Genomic DNA, 23,143 nt, shown 5'->3' with positions numbered 1-23,143 from the left:
AGGCTTGCAAGGCGGAGAAGACAAGGCGGAGAAGACATGGACGACCGGGACCGACTAATCATATCTCTCGCCGCGCAGCTCAGGGCCGAACGCGAAACGCGCGAGGCCTTTGCGACGGCCATCCGCAATGGATCTGTTTCCATGGACGTTCTGGAGGCGATCCTGACGGATCCCGTACCTGTCATCACACGCGAAGACATCATCGGCGTCCAGCGGTGGCTCTCAAAGCATAGCCACTGAGGCGAGGTCAAACCCGCGAACAGTTTGCAAGGCACCTGATCAAAGGAGAATTTTTCTGAAGAAAAATGGTGCTGCTAGAGAGATTTGAACTCTCGGCCTCTCCCTTACCAAGGGAGTGCTCTACCCCTGAGCTATAGCAGCATCTGGCGGACAAAACATTGTGTTGTCCGGAACGAGGCGCCTATTGCCACAGAGTTTTGGGTAGTGCAAGCCGGAAATGCGATCTGTACCGGATGTTTTGTGAAGCAGGCGCCTTGGGCTTCCGGTTGCGCGCTGTTTCGGTTATCACGCCCGCATGAGCAAAGATCAGCAAATCGAGGGCCTCGGGCCGATTTCGAAAGAGAGCGCCGTCATGAAGGATGCTGCAAATGTGCGGCTGAAAAATCGTGAGAAACCTGCGCTGAGCGATGCGGAACAACGGCGGCGCGAGCGCGCTGCTGCCAAACTCAGAGAGAATCTCGCTCGGAGAAAGCAGCAATCCCGCGCAAGGCGCGCGGGGGAAGCCGAGGATGGCAATGGCTTGCCCGCCGCAAGCGGGGGCTCCGCAGACCAGACACTGCGGAGCGAAACCGACGCGGATTGAGGCAAGCCCAAACTCTGCCGCAAATTCGTCTCAACCCGGTGATTAACCCAACGTGACGGCCTTCGTTGAACCGTCCCAGCATTTCGTCTAAAGAGCGGGCCTTGCCAGGCTGGCTCATCCCTCACTCGCTCTTAAAGGAAAGGCGGGCGTCCGCGCCCGTATCGTAGGTTCACATGGATCGCATCAGGATCGTTGGCGGCAACGCATTGAACGGGATCATCCCGATCTCCGGCGCCAAGAATGCAGCGCTTCCGCTGATGATCGCCTCGCTTCTGACCTCCGATACGCTGACGCTGGAAAACGTGCCGCATCTGGCCGATGTTGAAAACCTGCTGCGCATCCTCGGCAATCACGGCGTCGACATCTCGGTCAATGGCCGCCGCGAGCATCAGGACGGCTCCTATTCGCGCACGGTGCATTTCACCTGCCGCACGATTGCCGATACCACGGCGCCCTACGAGCTGGTCTCGAAGATGCGTGCCAGCTTCTGGGTCATCGGCCCGCTGCTCGCCCGCTGTGGCCAAGCCCGTGTTTCGCTGCCCGGCGGTTGCGCCATCGGCACGCGTCCGGTCGACCTCTTCATCGAGGGGCTTGAGGCGCTCGGCGCCGAGATGGAAATCGACGGCGGCTATATCAATGCCAGGGCCCCGCAGGGCGGTCTGATCGGCGCGCGCTACACCTTCCCCAAGGTCTCGGTCGGCGCGACCCATGTCATGCTGATGGCAGCCTCGCTTGCCCGCGGCACCACCGTGATCGGCAATGCCGCCCGCGAGCCCGAGGTCGTCGATCTCGCCAACTGCCTGATTGCCATGGGCGCCAAGATCACGGGCGCCGGCACCTCGACCATCACCATCGAGGGCGTCACCAGCCTGTCCGGCGCCCGCCACCGGGTTCTGCCTGATCGTATCGAGACCGGCACCTATGCCATGGCCGTCGCCATGACCGGCGGCGATGTGACGCTTGCCGGCACCGAGATTGGCCTGCTCGACACCGCGATCGAGGCGATCCGCCGCGCCGGTGCCGAGGTCTCCGCCGTCGAGAACGGCATCCGTATCATCGGCCATGGCGACCAGATCCGCCCGGTCGATATCGTCACCGAACCCTATCCGGGTTTCCCCACCGACCTCCAGGCGCAGTTCATGGGTCTGATGACCCGCGCCCAGGGCGTATCGCATGTGACGGAGACGATCTTCGAGAACCGCTTCATGCATGTGCAGGAACTTGCCCGTCTCGGCGCCAAGATCACTCTGAACGGCCAGACGGCGCGTATTGAAGGCGTGTCGCGCCTGCGCGGCGCCCCGGTCATGGCAACCGACCTGCGCGCTTCCGTCTCGCTGGTCATTGCAGGTCTGGCGGCCGAAGGCGAAACCATGGTCAGCCGAGTCTATCACCTCGATCGCGGCTTCGAGCGGCTGGAAGAAAAACTCACTCGCTGCGGTGCGATCGTCGAGCGCATCAGCGACTGATCGACCGTCTGGCCACCCATCCAGGCCTGCAGCGGGACGAAAAGTCATTTTGTCCCGTTGCCACTGGACAAGCGGCAACCTATGTCGACAACATAAGTCTCGATAAGGCGTGCCCTGCAACAGCATGCCGAATAGGTGAGGTGGCATTTTGGACCTTAAACTTCTGGCACTCGACGCTGACGACCTTTCAATTCTTTCGGCCCATATGCAGGATGCTGTATTCAAGGTCGGAGATTTGAGCTTTTCGGCGCGATCCGGCCTCTTTTCGCTCGCCGCCAACCGCTTTGTCTGGGAAAAGGTCGAGCGCGCGGGGAAAAGCTTCGAGCGCCGTCGCGCGGGCTTGAGCTTCAAGCGTGTCGAGGCGGTCCGTTCGATCGGCTTCGACCGCGGCAGGGCGGATGAGGTGATGAGCCTCCTGGCGATCCGCTACACGCCGACTGGCGAGGGGCCGGACGGGGTGATCGAACTGGTTCTTGCCGGCGGTGGCACAATCGCGCTGGAAGTGGAATGCATCGAGGCCCAGCTCGCCGATATCGGCGGCGCCTGGGAGGCCACGGCAAAGCCGGAGCACGAGGCCGACTGACGTTGCTGCGTATAAGTGCGGAGCAAGGGGCTGGACTGGAATTCTGAGAAGGAAGAGTGGGGACGTGGCAATCTGGCTGGATCAGGCATCGGGGGATTTCGAGGCGCGGTTTGCCGCCTTCCTGACGACCAAGCGTGAAGTATCCGACGATGTGAACGATGTCGTCCGCAAGATCATCGACGATGTGCGCGCCCGCGGCGACGCGGCGCTATCAGATTATTCGAAGCGTTTCGATGGCGTGGATTTCGCAACCGTGCCGATGCGTGTCAGCGAAGAGGAGATCGAGGCAGCGACGGCCGCGACCTCGCCCGAGCTGATCGATGCGCTCAATCTCGCGGCCGAGCGTATCGAGCGCCATCATGCCCGCCAGATGCCGAAGGACGATATCTACGAGGACGCGCTTGGCGTTGGCCTCGGCTCGCGCTGGACGGCGATCGATGCCGTCGGCCTTTATGTGCCGGGCGGCACGGCAAGCTATCCGAGCTCGGTTCTGATGAATGCGCTGCCTGCCAAGGTCGCCGGCGTGCCCCGCGTGGTCATGGTCGTGCCGGCTGCCGGTGGCGCGATCAATCCGACGGTGCTGGCGGCGGCGAAGATTGCCGGTGTCGCCGAAATCTACCGCATTGGCGGCGCCCAGGCCGTGGCCGCACTCGCTTATGGCACCGAGACGATTGCACCCGTTGCCAAGATCGTCGGCCCCGGCAATGCCTATGTGGCAGCCGCCAAGCGCCAGGTTTTCGGCACTGTCGGTATCGACATGATCGCCGGCCCGTCCGAAGTGCTCGTGATTGCCGACAAGGACAATGATCCGGACTGGCTGGCAGCGGACCTGCTTGCGCAGGCCGAGCATGATCCGGGCGCCCAGTCCATCGTCATCACCGATGATGCCGCGCTTGGCGAGGCCGTCATGGCTGCGGTCGAGCGTCAGCTGAAGAGCCTGCCGCGCACGGAGACGGCCTCTGCCAGCTGGCGCGATTTCGGCGCGATCATCAAGGTCGAGCGGCTGGAGGACAGCATTCCGCTCGCCAACCGCATTGCCGCCGAACATCTGGAACTCGCCGTCGACGATCCCGAGCCGCTGATTGTAGGCATCCGCAATGCCGGTGCGATCTTCGTCGGTCGTCACACGCCGGAAGTGATCGGCGATTATGTCGGCGGCTCGAACCATGTACTGCCCACCGCGCGATCGGCCCGCTTCTCCTCGGGCCTTTCGGTGCTGGATTACGTCAAGCGCACATCGATCCTGCGGCTTGGGCCGGAGCAGTTGCGCAAGCTGGCACCGGCCGCGATTGCGCTGGCGAAGTCGGAAGGGCTGGAAGCCCATGCCCGATCCGTCTCCATCCGCCTCAATCTCGGAGACTAGAGATGGCGGCGGGCGACTACCGGCTCTCAGATGTCGTGCTGGACGAGACCATCGGGCGCTCCACGCCGGATGTGGAGCATGAGCGGGCGGTCGCCATCTTCGATCTGATCGAGGAGAATTCCTTCCAGCCGGTGGGACATCCGGGCGGCCCTTACAAGCTGTTCCTGTCCCTGATGGATCGCAAGCTGGTCTTTTCGATCAAGACGGAAGCCGGGGAAGACGTGGCTGTCCACATCCTCTCGCTGACGCCGCTGCAAAGGATCATTAAGGACTACTTCATGATCTGCGAAAGCTATTACGAGGCGATCCGCTCCTCGACGCCGTCGCAGATCGAGGCAATCGACATGGGGCGACGCGGCATTCACAATGACGGATCCCAGACCCTGATGGACCGGCTTTCGGGCAAGATCGTCATTGATTTCGACACCGCGCGCCGGCTGTTCACGCTGGTCTGCGTGCTCTATTGGCGCGGCTGAGAATGGAAGATTTGCCCGCAGCTGCCATCAAGCCGCGACGTCCGGATGCCGTGCTTTTCGTCTGCGGTATGAACGCGATCAGATCGCCGATGGCAGAAGCGATTGCCAGCGCCATGCTGCCCTCAGGTGTTTTTGTCGCCTCCGCCGGAGTGCGCAAAGGCGAGCGCGATCCCTTCGTCGATGCGGTTCTGGAAGAAGAGGGTCTTTCTCTACCCAAGCGCCAGCCCCGAACGCTCGAAGATCTCGATGATGACTATTTTGACCTCGTCGTGACGCTCTCCCCCGAAGCCCATCATGCGGCATTGGAACTGACCCGGTCCTCGGCAGTCGAGGTGGAATACTGGCCGATGCCAGACCCCTCGGGAACGACGGGCACTCGGAACCAGATACTGGATGCCTATCGGGACGTCCGGGATCGTATAAAGGAGCGGATCGTCGACCGTCTCGTTCGGGTGGAAAACCGCTAGAAAGGCCCAGTTTCCGCCAATGCCGAAAAGCCTGATCTACACGGTTCACAAAGGGACGTGGATTGTGTAGTTTCCGCGCACATTTTTCGGGGCGCCCCAATGTAGCCCCTTTGAAACCCCAGGAAAGACAAGCAATCAATGGCTAAAGAAGAAGTCCTCGAATTCCCCGGTGTCGTCACCGAACTGTTGCCGAACGCCACATTCCGCGTAAAGCTTGAAAATGAACATGAAATCATCGCCCACACGGCAGGCCGCATGCGCAAGAACCGTATCCGTGTTCTCGCCGGCGACAAGGTCCTGGTCGAGATGACACCCTATGACCTGACAAAGGGTCGTATCACCTATCGCTTCAAATAAGCGCGCCTTCGGCCGCGAGGGTTCATGGAATTGAAAAACAAGTTGATCCTGGCATCGGGTTCGCCCCGCCGGGTGGACCTCTTGAGACAGGCGCATATCGTACCGGCGCGCCTGATGCCGATGGATCTCGACGAGACACCGAAGAAGTCGGAGCATCCGCGCTCTCTTGCCCGTCGCCTTTCGGCCGACAAGGCGAGCGCTGCCTATCAGCAGATCCGCAAGGACATCGCCTGGAACAGCAGCTACATCCTTGCGGCAGATACGGTGGTGGCCGTTGGTCGGCGTATCCTGCCGAAGGCGGAACTGATGCAAGAGGCCTCTTCGGCGCTGCATCTTCTCTCCGGACGCAGCCATGTCGTCTATACCGGCGTCTGCCTCATCACGCCCGACGGTAAGCTGCGCCAGAAGATCGTCGAAACCAAGGTGCGCTTCAAGCGTCTCTCCGGTTACGATATCGAATGCTACCTTGCCTCCGGCGAGTGGCGCGGCAAGGCTGGCGCTTACGCGATCCAGGGCATCGCGGGGTCTTTCGTCCAGAAGATGGTCGGTTCCTACACCAATGTCGTCGGTCTGCCGCTGTTCGAAACTTTGCAGATGCTCTCAGGCGAGGGCTACGACGTCCACACGCCCTGGACTGAGGGTTGACCATGGCTGACGATGACATCACCCGGTCGGCCAAGGTGGAGCCGCTGCGCAAATCGCGGCCCTGTCCGGAATGCGGAAAGCCCTCGACGCGCGACAACTACCCCTTCTGCTCCGACCGTTGCCGCAATCTCGATCTCTCCCGCTGGCTGAAAGGCTCCTATGCCATTCCGGTGGCAGAAGACGAGAGCAAGGCCGACGACGAGGATCGTGGCTGAAACTGGAAACGCGGTTCTGACAGCCGCTTTTCCACTTTCCGGATCTGCTTGTTCGCATTGGCTTTTTGGCGATTTTCACATCTTCTTCAAAAAAGTGCTCTCAACCGCTTGCCATGGCCGAACAAGATGTTATAACCCCGCTCGCTCCCGGGGGAAACGCCCTCCGGTCAGCCGGAAACGGCTGATAGGCTTTTAGAAAGCCCAGATGCCCGGATAGCTCAGTTGGTAGAGCAGCGGATTGAAAATCCGCGTGTCGGTGGTTCAAATCCGCCTCCGGGCACCATTCACTTCTCAAAAATCGACGACTTACGGATGCCCCGCCGAACTCCTTCAGTTCGGCAGCTGTGCATCGGATGATTTCCACAGCTCAACAGGTCTCTCCTGCGACTAACGGAGAATGTACGATCTCCGGGAGATTGGTTACTCCTAGACAATTGTCTATTCCGCCATGGGACATGGAAGGGTGGGATGACAAGGAGGAATAGGCGCCCCCTGCGGCGCCTCGTCGAGGAAAGGGAGGAGTACTCGTGACGGATAGATCTTCGTCTAACGCATACTGGTCTGCAAACGTACGCATCATCTACATCTGCCTGGCGATCTGGGCCATTGTCTCCTACGGCTTTGGCATCCTGCTTCGTCCGGCCTTGTCCGGCATCGCCGTTGGCGGCAGTGATCTCGGCTTCTGGTTTGCCCAGCAAGGCTCGATCGTCGTCTTCATCGTGCTGATCTTCGGCTACTCGATGTACATGAACAAGATCGACCGCGAATTCGGCGTCGACGAGCAGTAAGGCGGATCAACAATGGATCAGTACACACTCAATCTGATTATCGTGGGAGCGTCCTTCGCGCTCTACATCGGTATCGCCATTTGGGCCCGAGCCGGCTCGACGGCCGAATTCTACGCTGCAAACCGTGGCGTCAATCCGGTCATGAACGGCATGGCAACCGCTGCGGACTGGATGTCTGCGGCTTCCTTCATCTCGATGGCCGGCCTGATCGCGACCGTCGGTTATGGCAACTCCACCTATCTCATGGGCTGGACGGGCGGTTACGTTCTGCTTGCGCTCCTGCTTGCTCCCTACCTGCGCAAGTTCGGCAAATACACGGTTCCGCAGTTCATCGGTGACCGCTTCTACAGCCAGGGCGCACGCCTGACGGCTGTCGTCTGCCTGATCATCATCTCGGTAACCTACGTTATCGGCCAGATGACCGGTGCGGGCGTTGCCTTCTCGCGCTTCCTCGAAGTAGACGTTTCGACCGGTCTCTGGATCGCGTCCGCCGTCGTCTTCGTCTATGCCGTTCTTGGCGGCATGAAGGGCATCACCTATACGCAGGTTGCCCAGTACATCGTTCTCATCATCGCCTACACCATCCCGGCCATCTTCATCTCGATGCAGCTGACCGGCAATCCGATCCCGTGGTTCGGCCTCTTCGGCACGCACACCGAATCCGCGCTTCCGCTCTTGCAGAAGCTGGACCAGGTCGTGACCGACCTCGGCTTCAACGCCTATACCGCCCAGGGCTCCATGCTCAACATGACCCTGTTCACCCTGTCGCTGATGATCGGTACTGCCGGTCTGCCACACGTCATCATCCGCTTCTTCACCGTTCCGAAGGTTGCGGATGCACGCTGGTCTGCCGGTTGGGCGCTGGTCTTCATCGCGTTGCTTTACCTGACGGCTCCGGCTGTCGGCGCCATGGCTCGCCTGAACATTCTCGACACGATTTATCCGGGTGGTACGCAGCAGGAAGCGGTTCTCTATGACGAGCGCCCGGACTGGATGCGCAACTGGGAAGTCACGGGTCTGTTGACCTTCGAGGACAAGAACGGCGACGGTCGCATCCAGTATTATAACGATGCTGCCGCAGGCTTCACCGATACCGCCACGCAGCGTGGCTGGACGGGCAACGAGCTGACGATCAACAACGACATCCTCGTTCTCGCCAATCCGGAAATCGCTCAGCTTCCGGGCTGGGTTATCGGCCTCATCGCGGCCGGTGGTCTTGCCGCAGCCCTGTCGACCGCAGCCGGTCTGCTGCTCGCCATCTCGTCGGCCATCAGCCATGACCTGATCAAGGACTTCCTGAAGCCGGACATCTCCGAAAAGTCCGAACTTCTGGCTGCTCGTATCGCCATGGCCGGCGCCATCCTGGTCGCAACCCTGCTGGGTCTCAACCCGCCAGGCTTTGCCGCCCAGACTGTCGCACTTGCCTTCGGTCTCGCCGCTGCGACGATCTTCCCGGCTCTGATGATGGGCATTTTCTCCAAGCGCATCAATTCGCTCGGTGCAACGCTCGGCATGATCGTGGGTCTGGTTATTACCTGCGTCTACCTGTTCACCTATCTGGGCTGGTTCTTTGTCGCAGGGACCAACATGGTTGAAAACGTTCCGGCCAACTATCTGTTCGGCATCCCGCCGACAGCGTTCGGACCGATTGGCGCCCTGCTCAACTTCGCCACGGCCTATATCGTGTCGATGATGACCCAGGCTCCGCCGAAGCATGTCCAGGATCTCGTCGAATCCATCCGCGTCCCGCGGGGCGCAGGTGCAGCGACGGCGCATCACTGATCACGATCGGGGAGGGGCATTTCATTGCCCCTCCTTTCCCTCAACTAGCTGAGGCGCGAAGCCGCCATGTGAGGGCAGACGCGATGTCAAAGACACCGTCCGAGGCTCTGGCCTTTCTTGAAACCGTTCATCCCTATGACAGCCTGCCACGCGACGAGCTTGTCCGTGTTGCCACCCGGTTTGAACCGAAGGCCTATCCTGCCGCAGCGCCGATTTACACGCGCGGCGACGTTCTCGCTGGCCTCTATCTGATCATGGATGGCACGGTCGAGATCAAGGATGCCTCCGGCACCGTGGTCTCCGAACTGGCGTCCCGCAATTCCTTCGGCGAACGCGGCCTCCTCGTGGATGGATTGGCGGTGACCACGGCCACCGCGCTGTCCGATTGCCGGCTCTTGATCCTGCCCGGCGACGAATTCCGCCGACTGATGCAGGAACAGCCGGTTTTCGCCCGTTTCTTCACGCGCGGCCGCTTTGCCGATCCGCGTCGCGGCGATGTTGCAATCCAGAAGGTCAGCGAACTTATGTCGCGTCCGCCTGTGGTTTGCGCGCCAGGCGACAGCGTGCGCCAGGCTGCCTCCATCATGCGGGAGCGCCATGTCTCCAGTCTCGGCGTTGTCGATGGCGAACGTTTTCTTGGTATCCTGACCACGCGTGACCTCGCAGGTCGCGTCGTTGCCGAGGGGCTCGATCCTGAAACAACGGCGGTCGCTGCCGTGATGACGCCCGATCCTGTCGGGCTGCCGGCCGAAGCACTGGGGTCGGACATACTGCATCTGATGCTTGAGCGGCGCGTCGGACATCTGCCTGTTGTCGAGGGCGAGCGGCTGGTCGGCATGATCACGCAGACCGACCTGATCCGCTTCCACGCCATCAGCTCCGCCCAACTGATCCGTGATGTCGCTGCTGCGGAAACGCCGGAGGAAATGCGTGACTTTACGGCACGGATACCGCAGTTGCTGGTGCAATTGGTTGGCGCCAACAACGCGCATGAGGTCGTGACCCGGCTGATCACCGACATTGCTGATAGCGTGACACGACGATTGATCATGCTCGCCGAGCGCGAGCTTGGGCCGCCGCCGGTTCCCTATGTGTGGCTCGCCTGCGGCAGCCAGGGCCGGCAGGAGCAAAGCGGCGTCAGCGATCAGGACAACTGCATCTTCATTGATGACAGTGTTGAACCTGAGGACATGCCATGGTTCACGCAACTTGCGGCCAAGGTAAGCCGGGGGCTCGATATCTGCGGTTACTACTACTGCCCGGGCGACATGATGGCCACCAATCCGCGCTGGTGCCAGCCGGTCTCGGTCTGGCGCAGCTATTTTCAGGATTGGATCGCACAGCCGGATCCGATGGCACAGATGCTTTCAAGCGTCATGTTCGATCTGCGTCCGATCTGCGGCGCCTCTTCCCTCTATCAGGATCTGCAGAGCGAGACGCTTGAAGAGGCCAGCCGCAACTCGATCTTCGTCGCGCATATGGTCAGCAATTCACTCAAACACGCGCCGCCACTCGGTTTGCTGCGCGGCTTTGCAACAATTCGCAGTGGCGAACATCGCAATCAGATCGACATGAAGCACAATGGCGTTGTGCCCATCGTGGACCTTGGCCGCGTCTATTCGCTGTATGGCCAACTGCCGGCGGTGAATACGCGCGCCCGTCTTCTGGGGGCGGAAGAAGCCGGGATCATTTCCGGCGCCGGTGCCCGGGATCTGATTGCGGCTTACGATCTGATCGCCGACATGCGCCTGCGCAACCAGGTGCGTCAGGTCCGCGATGGGCGCAAACCGGATAATTTTCTCGCGCCCTATGATTTCGGCGATTTTGAGCGATCGCATCTGCGCGATGCCTTCGTCGTGGTGCGGACCATGCAATCGGCGCTTGCCAACCGCGGGCGTGCGCCTGTCTGATGCGCTCCAACCGGGGCTGTTCTGAAGGAATAGGGAATGCTGTTTGAATTGATTGCCGCTGTTGTCACGGGCGTTGCGCTGGCAGGTCTGGCCATGGCGTTGCGCTGGCTCAGCCGCGGATACTTGCCAAAGTGGATCGTGCCCGTTTTCGCCGGACTGGGCATGCTCGGCTATTCCGTCTGGAGCGAATACAGCTGGTTCGAGCGTATGAACATTGCGATGCCGGGTATCGCGGTTGCCTGGAAGAACGAGGATCGGGCCTTCTGGCGTCCGTGGTCCTATGTCGAGCCGGTGACCACACGGTTCACAGCCCTGGATATGCGCAACGCAAAGCGGCATCCGCAGCAGTCGGGGCTGGTGATGGTCGATGTGCTGCTTGTTGCACGCTGGCAACCTGTCTCGGCGGTCAAGGTAGTCTATGACTGCACCGGCCTGCGTCGCGCCGACATGCTGGATCAGAGCGTTTCGATTGCCGCCGATGGCGCATTGGTTGGTGCTGATTGGAAGGCAGTGCCAGCGGATGATGCCGCGTTGAAGATAGCCTGTTCGGCAGGCTGAAGGGGGCCTCTTGCTCAAGCTTGGACTGCGCACCCGCATCCTTCTGTTTTTCGTGGCGATTGCGCTCGGCGCTGTGGCTGCGCTGGCCGCGGGTCTGTGGTTCGGCTATCATCGCGGCGGTAGCCCGCAGATGTTTGGCGCGCTGATGCAGGGCGCGATTGCCGCGGGCTTCCTGATCCTTGCTCTCGTGACCTGGATCTGGTTCCTCTTCGATACCCATATTGCGCGACCGATCGACAAGATGGCATCGGCCATGCGCGCGCGGGCGCATGCGGATGTCGAGGAGGTTCTAGAGGCCGAAGACGTGCGCTATCTCGGCGATCTCGCCGCTGCGGCTTCAGAGACGACGGCGACCCTTGCCACTGCCCGTGCCGGCCTGACGGAGGCAGTGCAGCGCGAGACGGCGCGGCTCTCCTCCGACAAGGGGAAGCTGGAGCAGCTGCTTGCGGATGTGCCGCCGGCGGTCCTCTTGTGTACCGGCCGTCACCATCTTGTTTTTTACAATGGCATCGCCCGCCAACTGCTTTCCGGCGGACAACGGCCCGTCTGTCTCGATCGGAACGTCTTCGATTACCTGAGCGAAGGGCCGATCCGCGATGCCCATCACAGGCTCCTGGAAGCCGGCGATCCCGATGGGGTGGCGGAATTCCTCTGTCTCAGCCCCTGCGGCCTGCGAAGGCTCGCCGGTCGCATGCGCCTGGCTGGTGACAATGAAGGGGACGCGGGTGCCTATGTCATGACGCTCCGCGATGTGACGCAGGAAGTTGCTGCCTATGCAAGGCGGGATGTCCTGCTCAGCGATATCTTCATGCAGATCCGCCCTGCCGTCACTGAATTGCATCGTTCAATGGTACCGGGACCTTCAAGCCAGGGCCCGCTCAATGCTCTGGAGCGTATGCTCGATGCCCTTGAGGCTCGTTTCGAAGCCTGCCGGTCCGACGGATGGCCGATGGCCTCGACGGAGGTTAGGGAATTGGCCGAGCAGTTGCGACGCGAAATGGCAGGGGCGGGGCTGACGCTTCACGCTGATGTGGCGGCGATGACAGTTCGCTGCAACGCCTTTGATATCGTCAGCCTGCTCACGCATATCGCTATTCAGGTTCGTCAGGCAACGGCGGCACTGCATTTCGCATTGTCCGTTTCCGCAGAGGGCGAGAGGGTCAGCATCGGTCTGGTCTGGGATGGTCCGGCGCCCGACCGCGAGGAGCTTGACGCCTGGCTGAAGCAACCGGTTTTCGAGGGGGCTGTCACCTGCGATACGATCCTCAAGGCGCATGGAAGTCAGATGCGCCTTGGCCAGGAGGGCGGACGAAATCTCATCGCTACGGAGCTCAAAAGTGTCGAGAGGCCGACGGGTGCTGGCGGTGATCTGTCCCGCGATGTCACCTATGATTTCGAGCTCTTGTCGCGCCTGCACTACGAGAAGCTTTCGGATGCCAAACTCGATGCGCTGACCTATGTCGTCTTTGATACCGAAACGACGGGCCTCCTGCCGGAGCAGGGCGACGAGATCGTGCAGATTGCCGCGGTGCGCATTGTCAACGGCAAACGCATCAAAACGGAGGTCTTCGACCTTCTCGTCAATCCGGGGCGTCCCATACCCGCGTCCTCGACAGCCGTACATGGCGTGACAGATGATATGGTTCGAGATGCCGTCGATGTCGCAGAAGCCGTGCGGCAGTTCCATCGCTTTGCCGAGGGCGCCGTGCTCGTTGCCCACAACGCTCCATTCGACATGGAATTCCTCAGTCGGCGCGAGAGAGAATTGGGATTGCGCTTCCACCATGCCATCGTCGATACGGTGCTGGTCTCCGCCAGCGTCTTTGGCCAGGCCGAGGTCCACACCCTTGACGCGCTTGCGAAGCGGCTGGGTGTAACGATCGACGAAAAGGTCAGACATACAGCCCTTGGGGATGCCATCGCGACGGCGGATGTGTTCATCAAGATGAAGGAGATGCTGGTTGGCCAAGGTTGCCACCGGTTTGGCGATCTCCTGACACAGACCCGACGCCATGGACGATTGTTGCGCGATCTGAACGACGACGCTCGGATTGCATAGTCGGCGGAGCATAGTGACCAGCTGGGCTGAACCGCTTCGGCACGTTAACCATGTTTGTAGAGATTGCGTTCAGCAATGAGCGCTACCATTCGTTAGCGAAAATAGAATTGATGCGGCGGTTGCCTGCATCTGCTCACGTTGCGGTAAGTTTCTCATGCGTTCCAATGCTCTCTCGACCACTCTGATCCTGTGCCTGGCGCTTAGCAGCTGCACCGCACGAACGAGCCCGATTGATGCATTGCGCATCGGCAGGGCCGAGCGGCCCCAGGCCAATGTTGTGGCTGCCGCACCGACGCCGACCGTGGCTGTGAATGAGCAGACGGGCAGCATCGCCCCTGCGGTCCAATCCCCCGAGGCACCGCATGCAGAAGCGCTCGCCTTTGCCAGCGCGCCTGCGTCAACGCATTTCGAAACACCAACGACGACAGCCGGCATGCCGGTGCCCAATCAGCGGCCATTGTCCCTGCTTGCGCCGTTGTCGCGGGATCGCCACAAGGTTTACAATCAGCGTTTCAGCGACGCCAAGCCGATCAATTTCGGCAAGGTCACACCCAAGCACCATGCCGTGCATGGCGTGGACGTCTCCCGCTGGCAGGCAAATATCGATTGGAACACCCTGCGCAAGAACGGTGCGAACTTCGCCTATATCAAGGCGACTGACGGCGGCGATCATCTCGATCCGATGTTTCGGACGAACTGGGATCGCGCGAAAGCGGCAGGTTTGAAGCGCGGCGCCTATCACTTCTTCTACTGGTGCCGTGTCGCGTCCGAACAGGCCGACTGGTTCATCCGCAACGTACCGAAGGATCCGGATGCGCTGCCGCCGGTCATCGATGTCGAATATAACGGCGAGTCGAGCTGCCGTTTCAAACTTTCGCCGGAAAAGGCCCGCGAGAAGATGCAGGTCTTCATGGATCGTCTGGAGCGGCATTACGGCAAACGTCCGGTGATCTACACCGCCCCCGATTTCTACAAGGACAATCTGCGCGGCCACTTCCTGGACTACCCCTTCTGGCTGCGCTCGGTTGCAGCGCATCCTTCGAAGACCTATCCGGGCCGCAAGTGGGTATTCTGGCAGTATTCCGGTTCGGGCCTGTCCCAGGGCGTCAATGGCAAGATCGACCTCAATGTCTTCTACGGTTCGGTCAAGGACTGGCAGCGCTGGGTTGAGGGCAAGACCAGCTGGGAACGGGTTGCCGGTCTGCGATAAGGCGATCGAACCTGCAAAGAGCCTCTACGATCGTCCTGGAAAGGGTCCCTGATCCCCAGATCTGAGCGCTCGACGCATGCGGCAATATTCCTGCAAGGGAAGGGAACCGGAAGCGGGTGATAGGCGTTTTTGGTTGAAAACCAACAAGGGCTCCTATCATGGTCGAAGCAGTTTACGACATCGTTCCCACCTGCGACGGCTGGGCCTTCGTCCACGAGGGTTATCATTCTGGCTGCTATCCAAGCCACGCACTTGCGGCGGACGCGGCACGCAATCATTCACTGAAAGCCAGAGGCCGCATCCGTGCCTTCGTGCTGCGCCGACAGGATCTGACCGGACGAATGCTCGAGACGGCACCCCACCAGCATGCTTGGGCGTCCTTGTCCCAAGCCAACACGTAAACACCTCCTCGAAAATAGCCTGCGGGTTAGGACAGGCGCGGCGCTAGGAACGTGCAACTGCACGTTCCGGAAGGCGACGGGCGCGATGTGCTGACTGTTCTCGAGGGACGGTCGGCGTTTGCCTTCACCTCCCTGCACCAGCGCCGCGTCAGAGCGGACTGTCACATTGAACGTTTACACTGACTTTCTCGACGCCGTTGACCGCGAGAAGTGTTTCCACGGCCCGGTCGATTTCCTCGCGTCGTGTCACCGAACCCATCAGAAAGACTTCGCCGCCCGTCACTTTGACTTTCAATTCGGCCGCATCAACGCCTTCCGTAACAGCAAGGGCCGCAGCTGCAGCTTCCTCAAGTGCCGCTTCCGTCGGATATTGCTGCTCGACGGCTGGGGCCTCCCCATGAAATGTCTGTGGTTTGAAGATCATGTCGCGCACCTCCTATGGCGAAGTTACATCCGGAAAGCCGCATGCGGGGCGCCGACCGCGCCCCCATATTCGATCGCGGCGTTAGAACTTTCCTGCTCCAATCGACTTTGTATCCTGCTGTTGCAGGGCCTGAATGGCCTTGGCCCGCGCCTTGGCGGTGTCGAGAATTTCCCGGATTTCGGTACTTTTCTCGTTGCCACGCGCAAAGCCGGCTGAAGGCTGCGAGCCTGGATCTTCGGCGCCATCCTGTGCGATCACTTCTTCTTCGAGACTGCGAAGCAGAGCCAGGCCGGTATCACGCTCAAGCAAAGCATGACTGAGAAGCGCGATGACGATTTCGCGCTGAGCGTTCAACCGCGCCTCTAGTGTCTGCAGCGAGGTGGTCATGGGTCCACTCCTCGGTCCTGGATACGGTCAGCATGTCCCGATCGAGCCAGTCGCATATAGACGTCGCCATAACGTTCTGCGCTGCGATCCCAGGAATAGTCCGCCCGCATGGCCTGCAATTGCAGACGATCCCATTTGCGCTTGTCGCGATAGGTCGATGCTGTCCGTCGAAGGGCGTGTCTCAGGCCTTCTGGCTCTACGGGGTGAAACTGAAATCCGGTCGCCACCCGTGCCGCCATCGCGGCATCATTGGCATCGATAATGGTCTCCGCGAGGCCGCCCGTGCGGGACACGACGGGAACGCAGCCATATCGAAGGGCGTAGAGCTGGGTAAGGCCGCAAGGCTCAAATCGAGACGGCTGGATGATTGCGTCGGAGCCGCCGTGGATCAGGTGGGAAGCCGCCTCGTTGTAATCGCTCGATACCGCCATCTTTCCGGGGAACCGCGCTGCTGTCTCGTTCAGCCGGGCGATAATCTCCGAGTCGCCCTGGCCGAGCACGATCAGCTTGCCACCCCAGCGGAAGATTTCGTCGGCAACGTCGGCCAGCATATCCATGCCCTTCTGCCAGGTCATGCGCGTCACGGCGGAAAAGAGCGGGCCTTCGCCAGGGTCCAGTCCAAAGCGATCCAGCAGAATGGCCTTGTTCTTTGCCTTGTGTCGCACCGACTTCTGATCGTAGCGATGGGGAAGATAGGGATCAGTGGCGGGGTTCCAGATCTCTGTGTCGATGCCGTTGACAATACCCTCGAGCTGATCGAGCCGCGCGTTCAAGACGCCATCCATCCCCATGCCGAAGGCTGAGGAGAGGATCTCGCGGGCATAGGTCGGGCTGACCACCGTGATATGGGCCGCCGTTGTCAAGCCGCCCTTCAGGTAGCTGATATCACCGTAGTATTCGAGGCAATCGATACTGAAGGCTTCCGGTGACAATCCGATCTGCGGCAACAGACTGGCGGAAAACTGCCCCTGGAATGCGAGGTTGTGGATGGTCAGGACGGTTGGAACCGAAGCCCCCATCTGCTTGAGATAAACGGATGTCAGCGCCGTCTGCCAGTCGTGGGTATGGACGAGGTCCGGGCGCCAGCCGGGAAGGGCTCCAGCAGCAATCTCCGCCCCGGCAAGCGAAAGCACGGCGAACCGCTTCCAGTTGTCAGGGTGATCCAGGCCATTGGTATCGACATAGGGGCCACCGGGGCGATCAAACAGGCTCGGGGCATCCAGGACAAAAATGCTGAGGCCGTCGATCTCCAGATGGCGCAGGGTAGCAGGTTCGCCAAGCAGGTTGTCGAACTCCATCAGCGGTGGATGAAGACGCGCCATGCTGACAATTGAGGGATAACCGGGCACCAGGGTATGCGTACGGATACCAAATCGTGTCAGCGCCTTCGGAAGCGCGCCCGTCACATCGGCGAGACCGCCAGTCTTTATGAGGGGGAAAACTTCCGAAGTGACGGCCAGAACCTGAAGAGGCCTCGAAACGATCCGAGCTGCCACTTCCTCGCTTGCGGCGGGCGCCTGCCGATAAGGGGGCAAGGGCAAAGCTTCGTCATACTTCATTCGGGGCAAGGGGAGGGGGTTGGCGATTGAGATCATGACGCTTTTCCTCTCGGCAATGCAGAGGAGGCATTGCCGTCTTCCAAGGGGGACGTGACATCGTCGTTAAGCCGCGCTTGCGCCATTGCGATCCGACGGTCGGCACTCTCGGTGGTTACCCGGGACGCCTCGAGCATGGCTTCGTATTCTGTAAGCGCGGCGCGCCAGTGATCGGAATCCCTGCCGTCGGGGCGCCCCTCTTCCTCCCAGAGCGCATAGGCTCGTCTTGCGATCCAATCGTCATTTCGATCCGGCATGGTCACAGTCTCCGTCGTCGCCGCACAATGCTCAGGCCCGCAGTCACGAATGATCGGCAATGCGCGAAGGCACCACCAATGTTCCGGCTGACGCGACCCCCATAGTCAAGCTTGCCGGCATAGTTTCGTTCTGTGGGAAACAGGCAAGGGTAGAACGCCGGGCTAGCCCGCGGGTTCCCCCAATGGCGAAGGATATTTTCCGTGATCTGTAATGATATCAGATATTTCCGATATTCTTTATCACGAGCAACCTGAGGTTCTCAGCCTGCGGCTAAGTCGGGACAATAAACGGATTTCTCCACCAACCTCATCGCGTTGGGTTACATCCCCACGTGGCAATGCCCTTGAAGAGGATTACCAAAGGTAAGAAATTGGAAATCTATTACATTCTGCTGTTCTTCGTGGAGACATTATTAACCTTCAAGCAAGGAATTAACCATAATGATTCAAGAACACGTCGGAGTGGGATTCCATCCAGATTTCCTTCGGGCATGACGCCATCCCGTCGTACCGGTCCAGGTCCGGTCTGCAATGATCATGAAAGCAGCGCGCCGCGACTGGCCGTGATGCGTCGGAGCAAGGTCGCTGACCCTGCCTTGCCGGGCATCCGCCCCGATCGATGACCGCGCTGCATGAGCCGACCCGCAAAGGGCGGCGAATGCGGGTGCAATGGTGGCTCAGGACATGTCCACGGAGAAGGCAACAGGTGCGCAGGCTGGCAGCCTGCGGGATCGGCTGCGTTTTGCCGGACTGGAAGAGAGCGACCGAGATCTGCTCCGTCACAACCGCCCGGCGCTTACCACGCCGGTCCAGGCGGCCCTTCGCGATCTGTTTCAAAGACTTCAGACATCGCCGGATGCCGCACGCGCCTTCACATCTGATAATCAATACGATCGTCTCCACGACCTCCTGTCGTCGCATTGGGATGTGCTGACCGACGCGCGATTTGACGGCCTCTATGCCGAACGGGTTAAGGTTCTCGCCGATACCGAGAGCCGCATGGGACTTGATCCCCGCTGGCATATCGCCGGTCACGCCGTTGTCCTGGAGCACATCGTCACATCGCTTTTGAACGAGCAGGGCAGCAAAGGCCTGTTCTCGTCTTCACGGCGGCGAAACCAGGACGCCTCGGACCTCATCAACGCCCTGCTGCGGCTGGTCATGGTCGACGTCGAGATTGCAGTTTCTCTGCGCTTCAATGAACTGCGCCTCAAGCACCACCGGGAACTCGCAAAAGCGCGCGAGGAAGATCGCTCGATGGTCGAGATGATTTTCCGGCCGGTTTTCGAGGGCCTGTCTGACGGCGATCTGACGGTCCGGGCGCCAAGCGACGTGCCGGACACCTATAGCGATCTCGCCGCCCAGATGAACCAAGCCATCGAGCATCTGCAGACGGCATTTCTTGCCTCCGACCAGAAACTCGGCCAGGCCGCGCGCACAACGGATGAGGTCGTCCAGGCCGCGCAGCAATTTTCAGGCCGTGCGGCAGAGCAGTCGCAACGTCTCGATGATGCCAGCCAGTCCTTGGGCTCCATCAATCATGGCCTTCGCGAAACGGCAGAGAAATCCCGCAAGGCCGAAGCCTCGGTGAGTGCGGCGCGTGCCTCCGTGGAAGCGAGCGGCGAAGTGGTGGGTCAGGCCATCAGCGCCATGGCCGATATTGAAACCTCGGCGGAACAGATTGGCCATATCATCGGTGCCATCGATGAAATCGCTTTTCAGACGAATTTGCTTGCTCTGAACGCCGGTATCGAGGCGGCCCGTGCTGGCGATAGCGGTCGCGGCTTTGCGGTCGTTGCGCAGGAAGTCCGGGCGCTTGCGCAGCGCTCGGCCGATGCGGCCCGCGAGATCAAGACCCTCGTTTCCACGACCAAGAACCAGGTCGAGGCGGGTGTGGATATGGTCGCCAAGACGCAAGGCGCCATTGCCGACATCGTTGGTCAGGTCAAAGGCATCAGCGGTGCCATGGCCGAGATCGTCATGGATACCGGACGCTGCGAAGGCGAGCTTTCAGCTGCCACCGGAACCGTCTTTGAAATCGGCAGGGAGCTTTCCAATTCCGTTGCCGTTGCCGACCGAGCCGCCAATCAATCACAGGATCTGCACAAGGTCATCCTGGAGCTCGGCCAGACAGTTCGGGAGTTCCATATCGAGCAGCAGCATCGCGCGGCAAAGGCATCGCCGAAGCGGGCGCATTTTCAGGTGCATCCGGACCACGGATTCAACGCATCAGGCCCTGACGGCAGGCCTTCTGACGCTTTTGAGGTCGAATTCGCCCAACCACTGCAAATAGCGGGGTTAGGGCGTTGAGAAGATTGTTTACCACCTTGCGATACACAAGAAACCTAGGGGCGGACAGGGCGAACAGACACACCGTGAGATTGGCTCAACCGAGACGACTGTTCGGCAGTGAAAGACTCTGCCTCGTAAGACAAGGAAATGAATGATGGCAACTAAGAAAGGCGATCGGAAGGGCTTGAAACTTCCGGCAGTTCTGGACCTGAACGAGGCCTCGAACCTCAAGGCCAATCTCTTGTCTTTGCGCGGTGCGCCTCTGGCCATCGACGCATCGGGGGTAGAGCGGGTTGGCACGCAATGCGTCCAGGTTCTTATGGCGGCAGCCAAGGCATGGGAATCCGACAAGCATCCTCTCTCGTTTGAAAAGGCCTCTGAGGCCTTCCTGAAGACAATGCAACTAATCGGCGTCAACATCGATCATCTGCTCGCCAAGGAGATCCGGAAATGAAGAAAAAAGTCCTGACCGTGGACGACTCCAGAACCATCAGAAACATGCTGCTGGTCACCCTGAACAATGCTGGCTTCGAGACCATTCAGGCCGAAGACGGCGTAGAAGGTCTGGAAGTCCTCGAAGAGTGCAATCCCGATGTCATCGTCACCGACATCAACATGCCGCGTCTCGATGGCTTCGGCTTCATCGAGGGTGTTCGCAAGAATGACAAGTATCGCGCCGTTCCGATTCTGGTTCTGACCACGGAAAGCGACGCTGAGAAAAAGAACCGTGCCCGCCAGGCCGGTGCGACCGGTTGGATCGTCAAGCCGTTTGACCCGACCAAGCTGATCGATGCCATCGAGCGTGTAACCGCCTAAGCCGGGAATTTCTCCTATGGATATGAACGAAATCAAAGAGATCTTTTTCCAGGAATGCGAGGAACAGCTCGCTGAACTGGAATCCGGTCTTCTGAAAATGAACGATGGGGATCGCGATCCGGAAACGGTCAACGCCGTGTTCCGTGCGGTGCACTCCATCAAGGGCGGTGCCGGCGCCTTCGGTCTCGATGACCTGGTTGCCTTCGCACACGTCTTCGAGACCACTCTTGATTGCGTTCGATCCAACAAGCTGGAACCCGGCCCTGAAGTGATGAAGGTGATGCTGAAGTCGGCCGACGTGCTGGCTGACCTCGTCACCGCCTCGCGCGACGGCGGCAGCGTAGATGAAAGCCGCTCGAGCGGTCTGGTCAAGGAGCTGGAAGCGCTTGCCAATGGTGAGACGCCAGCTGCGTCCGCTGCACCGGTTGTCGCCAAAGCCGCGCCCGCACCTGCACCGGTTGTCGAAAAAGCAGCGCCGACGGATGACAGCGGATTCCAGCCGATCCCCTTCACCTTTGACGGCTTTGACGGTGAAGAGACCGAAACCAACGTGCCGACGTTCGATGTGACGTTCAAGCCACGCCGCGATCTCTATGCCAAGGGTAACGAGGCAGCCCTGCTGCTGCGCGACCTCGCTCGTCTCGGCGAAATGACGATCAACTGCAATATGGACGATCTGCCCTCGCTGGACGATATCGATCCAGAAGGCGCCTACTTCCACTGGACGATCAAGATCCAGGCGCAGAAGGGCGAAGAAGCGATCCGGCAGGTTTTCGAATTTGCAGAATGGGATTGCGATCTCGATGTGAAGCTTGTCGAGGAACAGGCACCGGCTGGCGAAGAGCCACCGATGGTTGCCGTCCCCTTTGACTTGTCGATGCTCGATGACGGCCCTGAGGTTCAGTCGGATTCCGCTGATGTCGCACAGGCTGTCGACGCCGCCCAGACGGCAAGCAATGTCATGAAGATGACTGCCACAGCTGCCAAGGTGGAGAAGAAGGAATCCCCGGCTGCCGCCGCTGCCGCAGCCGCTGCCGCCGCAACCGCTGCCAACTCCACAGCTGGCCAGACGATCCGCGTCGATCTCGACCGCGTCGACCGCCTGATCAACCTCGTTGGCGAGCTTGTCATCAATCAGGCGATGCTCTCGCAGAGCGTCATCGAGAACGACAACAACGGAACCTCCTCGATCAATATGGGGCTTGAAGAGCTGCAGCAGCTCACCCGCGAGATCCAGGACTCGGTCATGGCGATCCGTGCGCAGCCGGTGAAGCCGGTCTTCCAGCGCATGTCGCGTATCGTTCGTGAAGTGGCCGACATGGTCGGCAAGTCGATCCGTCTTGTGACGGAAGGCGAAAACACCGAAGTCGACAAGACCGTCATCGACAAGCTGGCCGAACCGCTGACTCACATGATCCGCAATGCCGTCGACCACGGCATCGAAAGCCCGGAAAAGCGTACAGCCGCCGGCAAGGATCCGGAAGGCACGATCAAGCTGACGGCAAAGCATCGCTCGGGCCGTATCGTGATCGAGCTGGTTGACGACGGCGCCGGTATCAACCGCGAGCGCGTCAAGCAGAAGGCGATCGACAACGAACTGATTTCGCCGGATGCCAACCTGACGGACGAAGAAATCGACAACCTGATCTTCGCCCCCGGCTTCTCGACTGCGGACAAGATCTCCGACATCTCCGGCCGTGGCGTTGGCATGGACGTGGTCAAGCGCTCCATCCAGGCGCTCGGCGGCCGCATCTCGATCACCTCGCGTCCGGGTCACGGCTCGACCTTCACCATGAGCCTGCCGCTGACGCTTGCCGTCCTGGATGGCATGGTGGTGACGGTTGCCGGCCAGACCCTCGTCGTACCGCTGACCGCGATCGTCGAAACGCTCCAGCCGGAAGCGCAGAACATTCACTCCTTCGGTGCCAACCAGCGCCTGATCTCGATCCGCAATTCCTTCTGCCCGCTGGTGGATGTCGGCCGGATCCTGAACTTCCGCGGCACGCAGGCCAATCCGGTCGAGGGTGTGGCTCTTCTGGTCGAATCCGAAGGTGGCGGTCAGCGCGCCCTTATGGTCGACGCGATCCAGGGGCAGCGTCAGGTCGTCATCAAGTCGCTCGAAGCCAACTACACCCACGTGCCGGGTATCGCGGCTGCCACCATCCTCGGCGATGGCCGGGTCGCGCTGATCCTTGATGTGGACGCCGTGGTTGCCGCTTCGCGCGGTCAGTCACTGAAACAGGAAATGTCCTTGGCAGTTGCGGGATAA

General features: G+C 60.4%; 25 protein-coding genes and 2 tRNA genes. 22 read left to right on the top strand and 5 right to left on the bottom strand.

Annotation, left to right across the window (positions count from 1 at the left end; genetic code table 11):
• Positions 1–36: 36 nt before the first annotated feature.
• Positions 37–240 carry a hypothetical protein gene (locus FAA97_RS07115; protein ID WP_136597849.1) on the top strand — a complete coding sequence of 68 codons (204 nt, stop codon included), beginning with the start codon at positions 37–39 and terminating at the stop codon, positions 238–240.
• 66 nt (positions 241–306) lie between these two features.
• On the opposite strand, the gene FAA97_RS07110 is transcribed toward FAA97_RS07115, so the two are convergent.
• A tRNA-Thr gene (locus FAA97_RS07110) sits at positions 307–381 on the bottom strand.
• Between the two features lie 211 nt (positions 382–592).
• On the opposite strand from FAA97_RS07110, the gene FAA97_RS21255 reads away from it, so the two are divergent.
• The 17 genes from FAA97_RS21255 (at position 593) to FAA97_RS07025 (ending at position 15,103) form a co-directional block, all read left to right on the top strand.
• Positions 593–823: a hypothetical protein gene (locus tag FAA97_RS21255; RefSeq protein WP_136598303.1), complete on the top strand. Its 231-nt coding sequence runs from the start codon at positions 593–595 to the stop codon at positions 821–823.
• A gap of 173 nt (positions 824–996) precedes the next feature.
• Positions 997–2,289 (top strand): UDP-N-acetylglucosamine 1-carboxyvinyltransferase, encoded by a 1,293-nt coding sequence (gene murA, locus FAA97_RS07100; RefSeq protein ID WP_136597848.1) that lies wholly within the window; start codon positions 997–999, stop codon positions 2,287–2,289.
• A gap of 145 nt (positions 2,290–2,434) precedes the next feature.
• Positions 2,435–2,872 carry a DUF2948 family protein gene (locus FAA97_RS07095; RefSeq protein WP_136597847.1) on the top strand — a complete coding sequence of 146 codons (438 nt, stop codon included), beginning with the start codon at positions 2,435–2,437 and terminating at the stop codon, positions 2,870–2,872.
• 64 nt (positions 2,873–2,936) lie between these two features.
• Positions 2,937–4,235: a histidinol dehydrogenase gene (gene hisD, locus FAA97_RS07090; protein WP_136597846.1), complete on the top strand. Its 1,299-nt coding sequence runs from the start codon at positions 2,937–2,939 to the stop codon at positions 4,233–4,235.
• A 2-nt stretch (positions 4,236–4,237) separates the two neighbouring features.
• Positions 4,238–4,711, top strand: coding sequence for a UPF0262 family protein (locus FAA97_RS07085; protein ID WP_136597845.1), 474 nt, complete (start codon positions 4,238–4,240; stop codon positions 4,709–4,711).
• Positions 4,712–4,713: 2 nt separating this feature from the next.
• Positions 4,714–5,178 (top strand): arsenate-mycothiol transferase ArsC, encoded by a 465-nt coding sequence (locus FAA97_RS07080; RefSeq protein ID WP_136597844.1) that lies wholly within the window; start codon positions 4,714–4,716, stop codon positions 5,176–5,178.
• Between the two features lie 138 nt (positions 5,179–5,316).
• Positions 5,317–5,535, top strand: a complete 219-nt coding sequence (gene infA, locus FAA97_RS07075) for a translation initiation factor IF-1 (protein WP_004435948.1) — start codon at positions 5,317–5,319, stop codon at positions 5,533–5,535.
• A gap of 24 nt (positions 5,536–5,559) precedes the next feature.
• Positions 5,560–6,180, top strand: coding sequence for a Maf-like protein (locus tag FAA97_RS07070; RefSeq protein ID WP_136597843.1), 621 nt, complete (start codon positions 5,560–5,562; stop codon positions 6,178–6,180).
• 2 nt (positions 6,181–6,182) lie between these two features.
• Positions 6,183–6,395: a DNA gyrase inhibitor YacG gene (gene yacG / locus FAA97_RS07065; RefSeq protein ID WP_136597842.1), complete on the top strand. Its 213-nt coding sequence runs from the start codon at positions 6,183–6,185 to the stop codon at positions 6,393–6,395.
• A gap of 207 nt (positions 6,396–6,602) precedes the next feature.
• Positions 6,603–6,678: transfer RNA gene (locus FAA97_RS07060), tRNA-Phe, on the top strand.
• A gap of 244 nt (positions 6,679–6,922) precedes the next feature.
• Positions 6,923–7,183, top strand: a complete 261-nt coding sequence (locus FAA97_RS07055) for a DUF4212 domain-containing protein (protein WP_136597841.1) — start codon at positions 6,923–6,925, stop codon at positions 7,181–7,183.
• 12 nt (positions 7,184–7,195) lie between these two features.
• Positions 7,196–8,965, top strand: a complete 1,770-nt coding sequence (locus FAA97_RS07050; protein ID WP_136597840.1) for a sodium:solute symporter family protein — start codon at positions 7,196–7,198, stop codon at positions 8,963–8,965.
• An 83-nt stretch (positions 8,966–9,048) separates the two neighbouring features.
• Entirely contained in the window at positions 9,049–10,875 is a 1,827-nt protein-coding gene (locus tag FAA97_RS07045) for a DUF294 nucleotidyltransferase-like domain-containing protein (protein WP_136597839.1), read from the top strand.
• A gap of 36 nt (positions 10,876–10,911) precedes the next feature.
• Positions 10,912–11,433 (top strand): hypothetical protein, encoded by a 522-nt coding sequence (locus tag FAA97_RS07040; protein ID WP_136597838.1) that lies wholly within the window; start codon positions 10,912–10,914, stop codon positions 11,431–11,433.
• 10 nt (positions 11,434–11,443) lie between these two features.
• A complete protein-coding gene (locus FAA97_RS07035) occupies positions 11,444–13,492 on the top strand; it encodes a 3'-5' exonuclease (protein ID WP_136597837.1) in 2,049 nt (682 codons plus the stop codon).
• Positions 13,493–13,646: 154 nt separating this feature from the next.
• Positions 13,647–14,702 (top strand): glycoside hydrolase family 25 protein, encoded by a 1,056-nt coding sequence (locus FAA97_RS07030; protein ID WP_136597836.1) that lies wholly within the window; start codon positions 13,647–13,649, stop codon positions 14,700–14,702.
• Between the two features lie 158 nt (positions 14,703–14,860).
• Positions 14,861–15,103 (top strand): hypothetical protein, encoded by a 243-nt coding sequence (locus FAA97_RS07025; RefSeq protein WP_136597835.1) that lies wholly within the window; start codon positions 14,861–14,863, stop codon positions 15,101–15,103.
• Between the two features lie 148 nt (positions 15,104–15,251).
• On the opposite strand, the gene FAA97_RS07020 is transcribed toward FAA97_RS07025, so the two are convergent.
• From FAA97_RS07020 to FAA97_RS07005, 4 genes are all read right to left on the bottom strand, one after another.
• On the bottom strand, positions 15,252–15,527 hold the full coding sequence (locus tag FAA97_RS07020) for a BON domain-containing protein (RefSeq protein ID WP_136597834.1): 276 nt from the start codon (positions 15,525–15,527) through the stop codon (positions 15,252–15,254).
• 81 nt (positions 15,528–15,608) lie between these two features.
• On the bottom strand, positions 15,609–15,914 hold the full coding sequence (locus tag FAA97_RS07015) for a hypothetical protein (protein WP_136597833.1): 306 nt from the start codon (positions 15,912–15,914) through the stop codon (positions 15,609–15,611).
• A complete protein-coding gene (glgA, locus tag FAA97_RS07010; RefSeq protein ID WP_246041360.1) occupies positions 15,911–17,509 on the bottom strand; it encodes a glycogen synthase GlgA in 1,599 nt (532 codons plus the stop codon). The genes FAA97_RS07015 and glgA overlap by 4 nt, the downstream gene beginning before the upstream one ends.
• Positions 17,506–17,766 carry a DUF2934 domain-containing protein gene (locus tag FAA97_RS07005; protein WP_136597832.1) on the bottom strand — a complete coding sequence of 87 codons (261 nt, stop codon included), beginning with the start codon at positions 17,764–17,766 and terminating at the stop codon, positions 17,506–17,508. The genes glgA and FAA97_RS07005 overlap by 4 nt, the downstream gene beginning before the upstream one ends.
• Before the next feature lie 684 nt (positions 17,767–18,450).
• Here FAA97_RS07005 and FAA97_RS07000 point away from each other — a divergent pair.
• The 4 genes from FAA97_RS07000 (at position 18,451) to FAA97_RS06985 (ending at position 23,143) form a co-directional block, all read left to right on the top strand.
• Positions 18,451–20,076 carry a globin-coupled sensor protein gene (locus tag FAA97_RS07000; RefSeq protein ID WP_136597831.1) on the top strand — a complete coding sequence of 542 codons (1,626 nt, stop codon included), beginning with the start codon at positions 18,451–18,453 and terminating at the stop codon, positions 20,074–20,076.
• A gap of 136 nt (positions 20,077–20,212) precedes the next feature.
• On the top strand, positions 20,213–20,512 hold the full coding sequence (locus FAA97_RS06995) for an STAS domain-containing protein (protein WP_136597830.1): 300 nt from the start codon (positions 20,213–20,215) through the stop codon (positions 20,510–20,512).
• On the top strand, positions 20,509–20,874 hold the full coding sequence (gene cheY1, locus FAA97_RS06990; RefSeq protein ID WP_136597829.1) for a chemotaxis response regulator CheY1: 366 nt from the start codon (positions 20,509–20,511) through the stop codon (positions 20,872–20,874). The genes FAA97_RS06995 and cheY1 overlap by 4 nt, the downstream gene beginning before the upstream one ends.
• A 16-nt stretch (positions 20,875–20,890) precedes the next feature.
• Positions 20,891–23,143 (top strand): chemotaxis protein CheA, encoded by a 2,253-nt coding sequence (locus tag FAA97_RS06985; protein WP_136597828.1) that lies wholly within the window; start codon positions 20,891–20,893, stop codon positions 23,141–23,143.

Source organism: Peteryoungia ipomoeae, from assembly GCF_004912165.1.
Lineage (GTDB): Bacteria > Pseudomonadota > Alphaproteobacteria > Rhizobiales > Rhizobiaceae > Allorhizobium > Allorhizobium ipomoeae.
This window is presented reverse-complemented; position numbering and strand designations above follow the sequence as displayed.

Coding starts and splice junctions, on each gene's coding strand:
- glgA (WP_246041360.1), bottom strand. CDS start 17,509: ATGATCTCAATCGCCAACCCCCTCCCCTTGCCCCGAATGAAGTATGAC.
- FAA97_RS07000 (WP_136597831.1), top strand. CDS start 18,451: ATGTCCACGGAGAAGGCAACAGGTGCGCAGGCTGGCAGCCTGCGGGAT.
- FAA97_RS07030 (WP_136597836.1), top strand. CDS start 13,647: ATGCGTTCCAATGCTCTCTCGACCACTCTGATCCTGTGCCTGGCGCTT.
- FAA97_RS07040 (WP_136597838.1), top strand. CDS start 10,912: ATGCTGTTTGAATTGATTGCCGCTGTTGTCACGGGCGTTGCGCTGGCA.
- infA (WP_004435948.1), top strand. CDS start 5,317: ATGGCTAAAGAAGAAGTCCTCGAATTCCCCGGTGTCGTCACCGAACTG.
- cheY1 (WP_136597829.1), top strand. CDS start 20,509: ATGAAGAAAAAAGTCCTGACCGTGGACGACTCCAGAACCATCAGAAAC.
- FAA97_RS07045 (WP_136597839.1), top strand. CDS start 9,049: ATGTCAAAGACACCGTCCGAGGCTCTGGCCTTTCTTGAAACCGTTCAT.
- FAA97_RS21255 (WP_136598303.1), top strand. CDS start 593: ATGAAGGATGCTGCAAATGTGCGGCTGAAAAATCGTGAGAAACCTGCG.
- FAA97_RS07115 (WP_136597849.1), top strand. CDS start 37: ATGGACGACCGGGACCGACTAATCATATCTCTCGCCGCGCAGCTCAGG.
- FAA97_RS07025 (WP_136597835.1), top strand. CDS start 14,861: ATGGTCGAAGCAGTTTACGACATCGTTCCCACCTGCGACGGCTGGGCC.
- FAA97_RS06985 (WP_136597828.1), top strand. CDS start 20,891: ATGGATATGAACGAAATCAAAGAGATCTTTTTCCAGGAATGCGAGGAA.
- murA (WP_136597848.1), top strand. CDS start 997: ATGGATCGCATCAGGATCGTTGGCGGCAACGCATTGAACGGGATCATC.
- FAA97_RS07015 (WP_136597833.1), bottom strand. CDS start 15,914: ATGACCACCTCGCTGCAGACACTAGAGGCGCGGTTGAACGCTCAGCGC.
- FAA97_RS07080 (WP_136597844.1), top strand. CDS start 4,714: ATGGAAGATTTGCCCGCAGCTGCCATCAAGCCGCGACGTCCGGATGCC.
- FAA97_RS07070 (WP_136597843.1), top strand. CDS start 5,560: ATGGAATTGAAAAACAAGTTGATCCTGGCATCGGGTTCGCCCCGCCGG.
- yacG (WP_136597842.1), top strand. CDS start 6,183: ATGGCTGACGATGACATCACCCGGTCGGCCAAGGTGGAGCCGCTGCGC.
- FAA97_RS07085 (WP_136597845.1), top strand. CDS start 4,238: ATGGCGGCGGGCGACTACCGGCTCTCAGATGTCGTGCTGGACGAGACC.
- FAA97_RS06995 (WP_136597830.1), top strand. CDS start 20,213: ATGGCAACTAAGAAAGGCGATCGGAAGGGCTTGAAACTTCCGGCAGTT.
- FAA97_RS07050 (WP_136597840.1), top strand. CDS start 7,196: ATGGATCAGTACACACTCAATCTGATTATCGTGGGAGCGTCCTTCGCG.
- FAA97_RS07020 (WP_136597834.1), bottom strand. CDS start 15,527: ATGATCTTCAAACCACAGACATTTCATGGGGAGGCCCCAGCCGTCGAG.
- FAA97_RS07005 (WP_136597832.1), bottom strand. CDS start 17,766: ATGCCGGATCGAAATGACGATTGGATCGCAAGACGAGCCTATGCGCTC.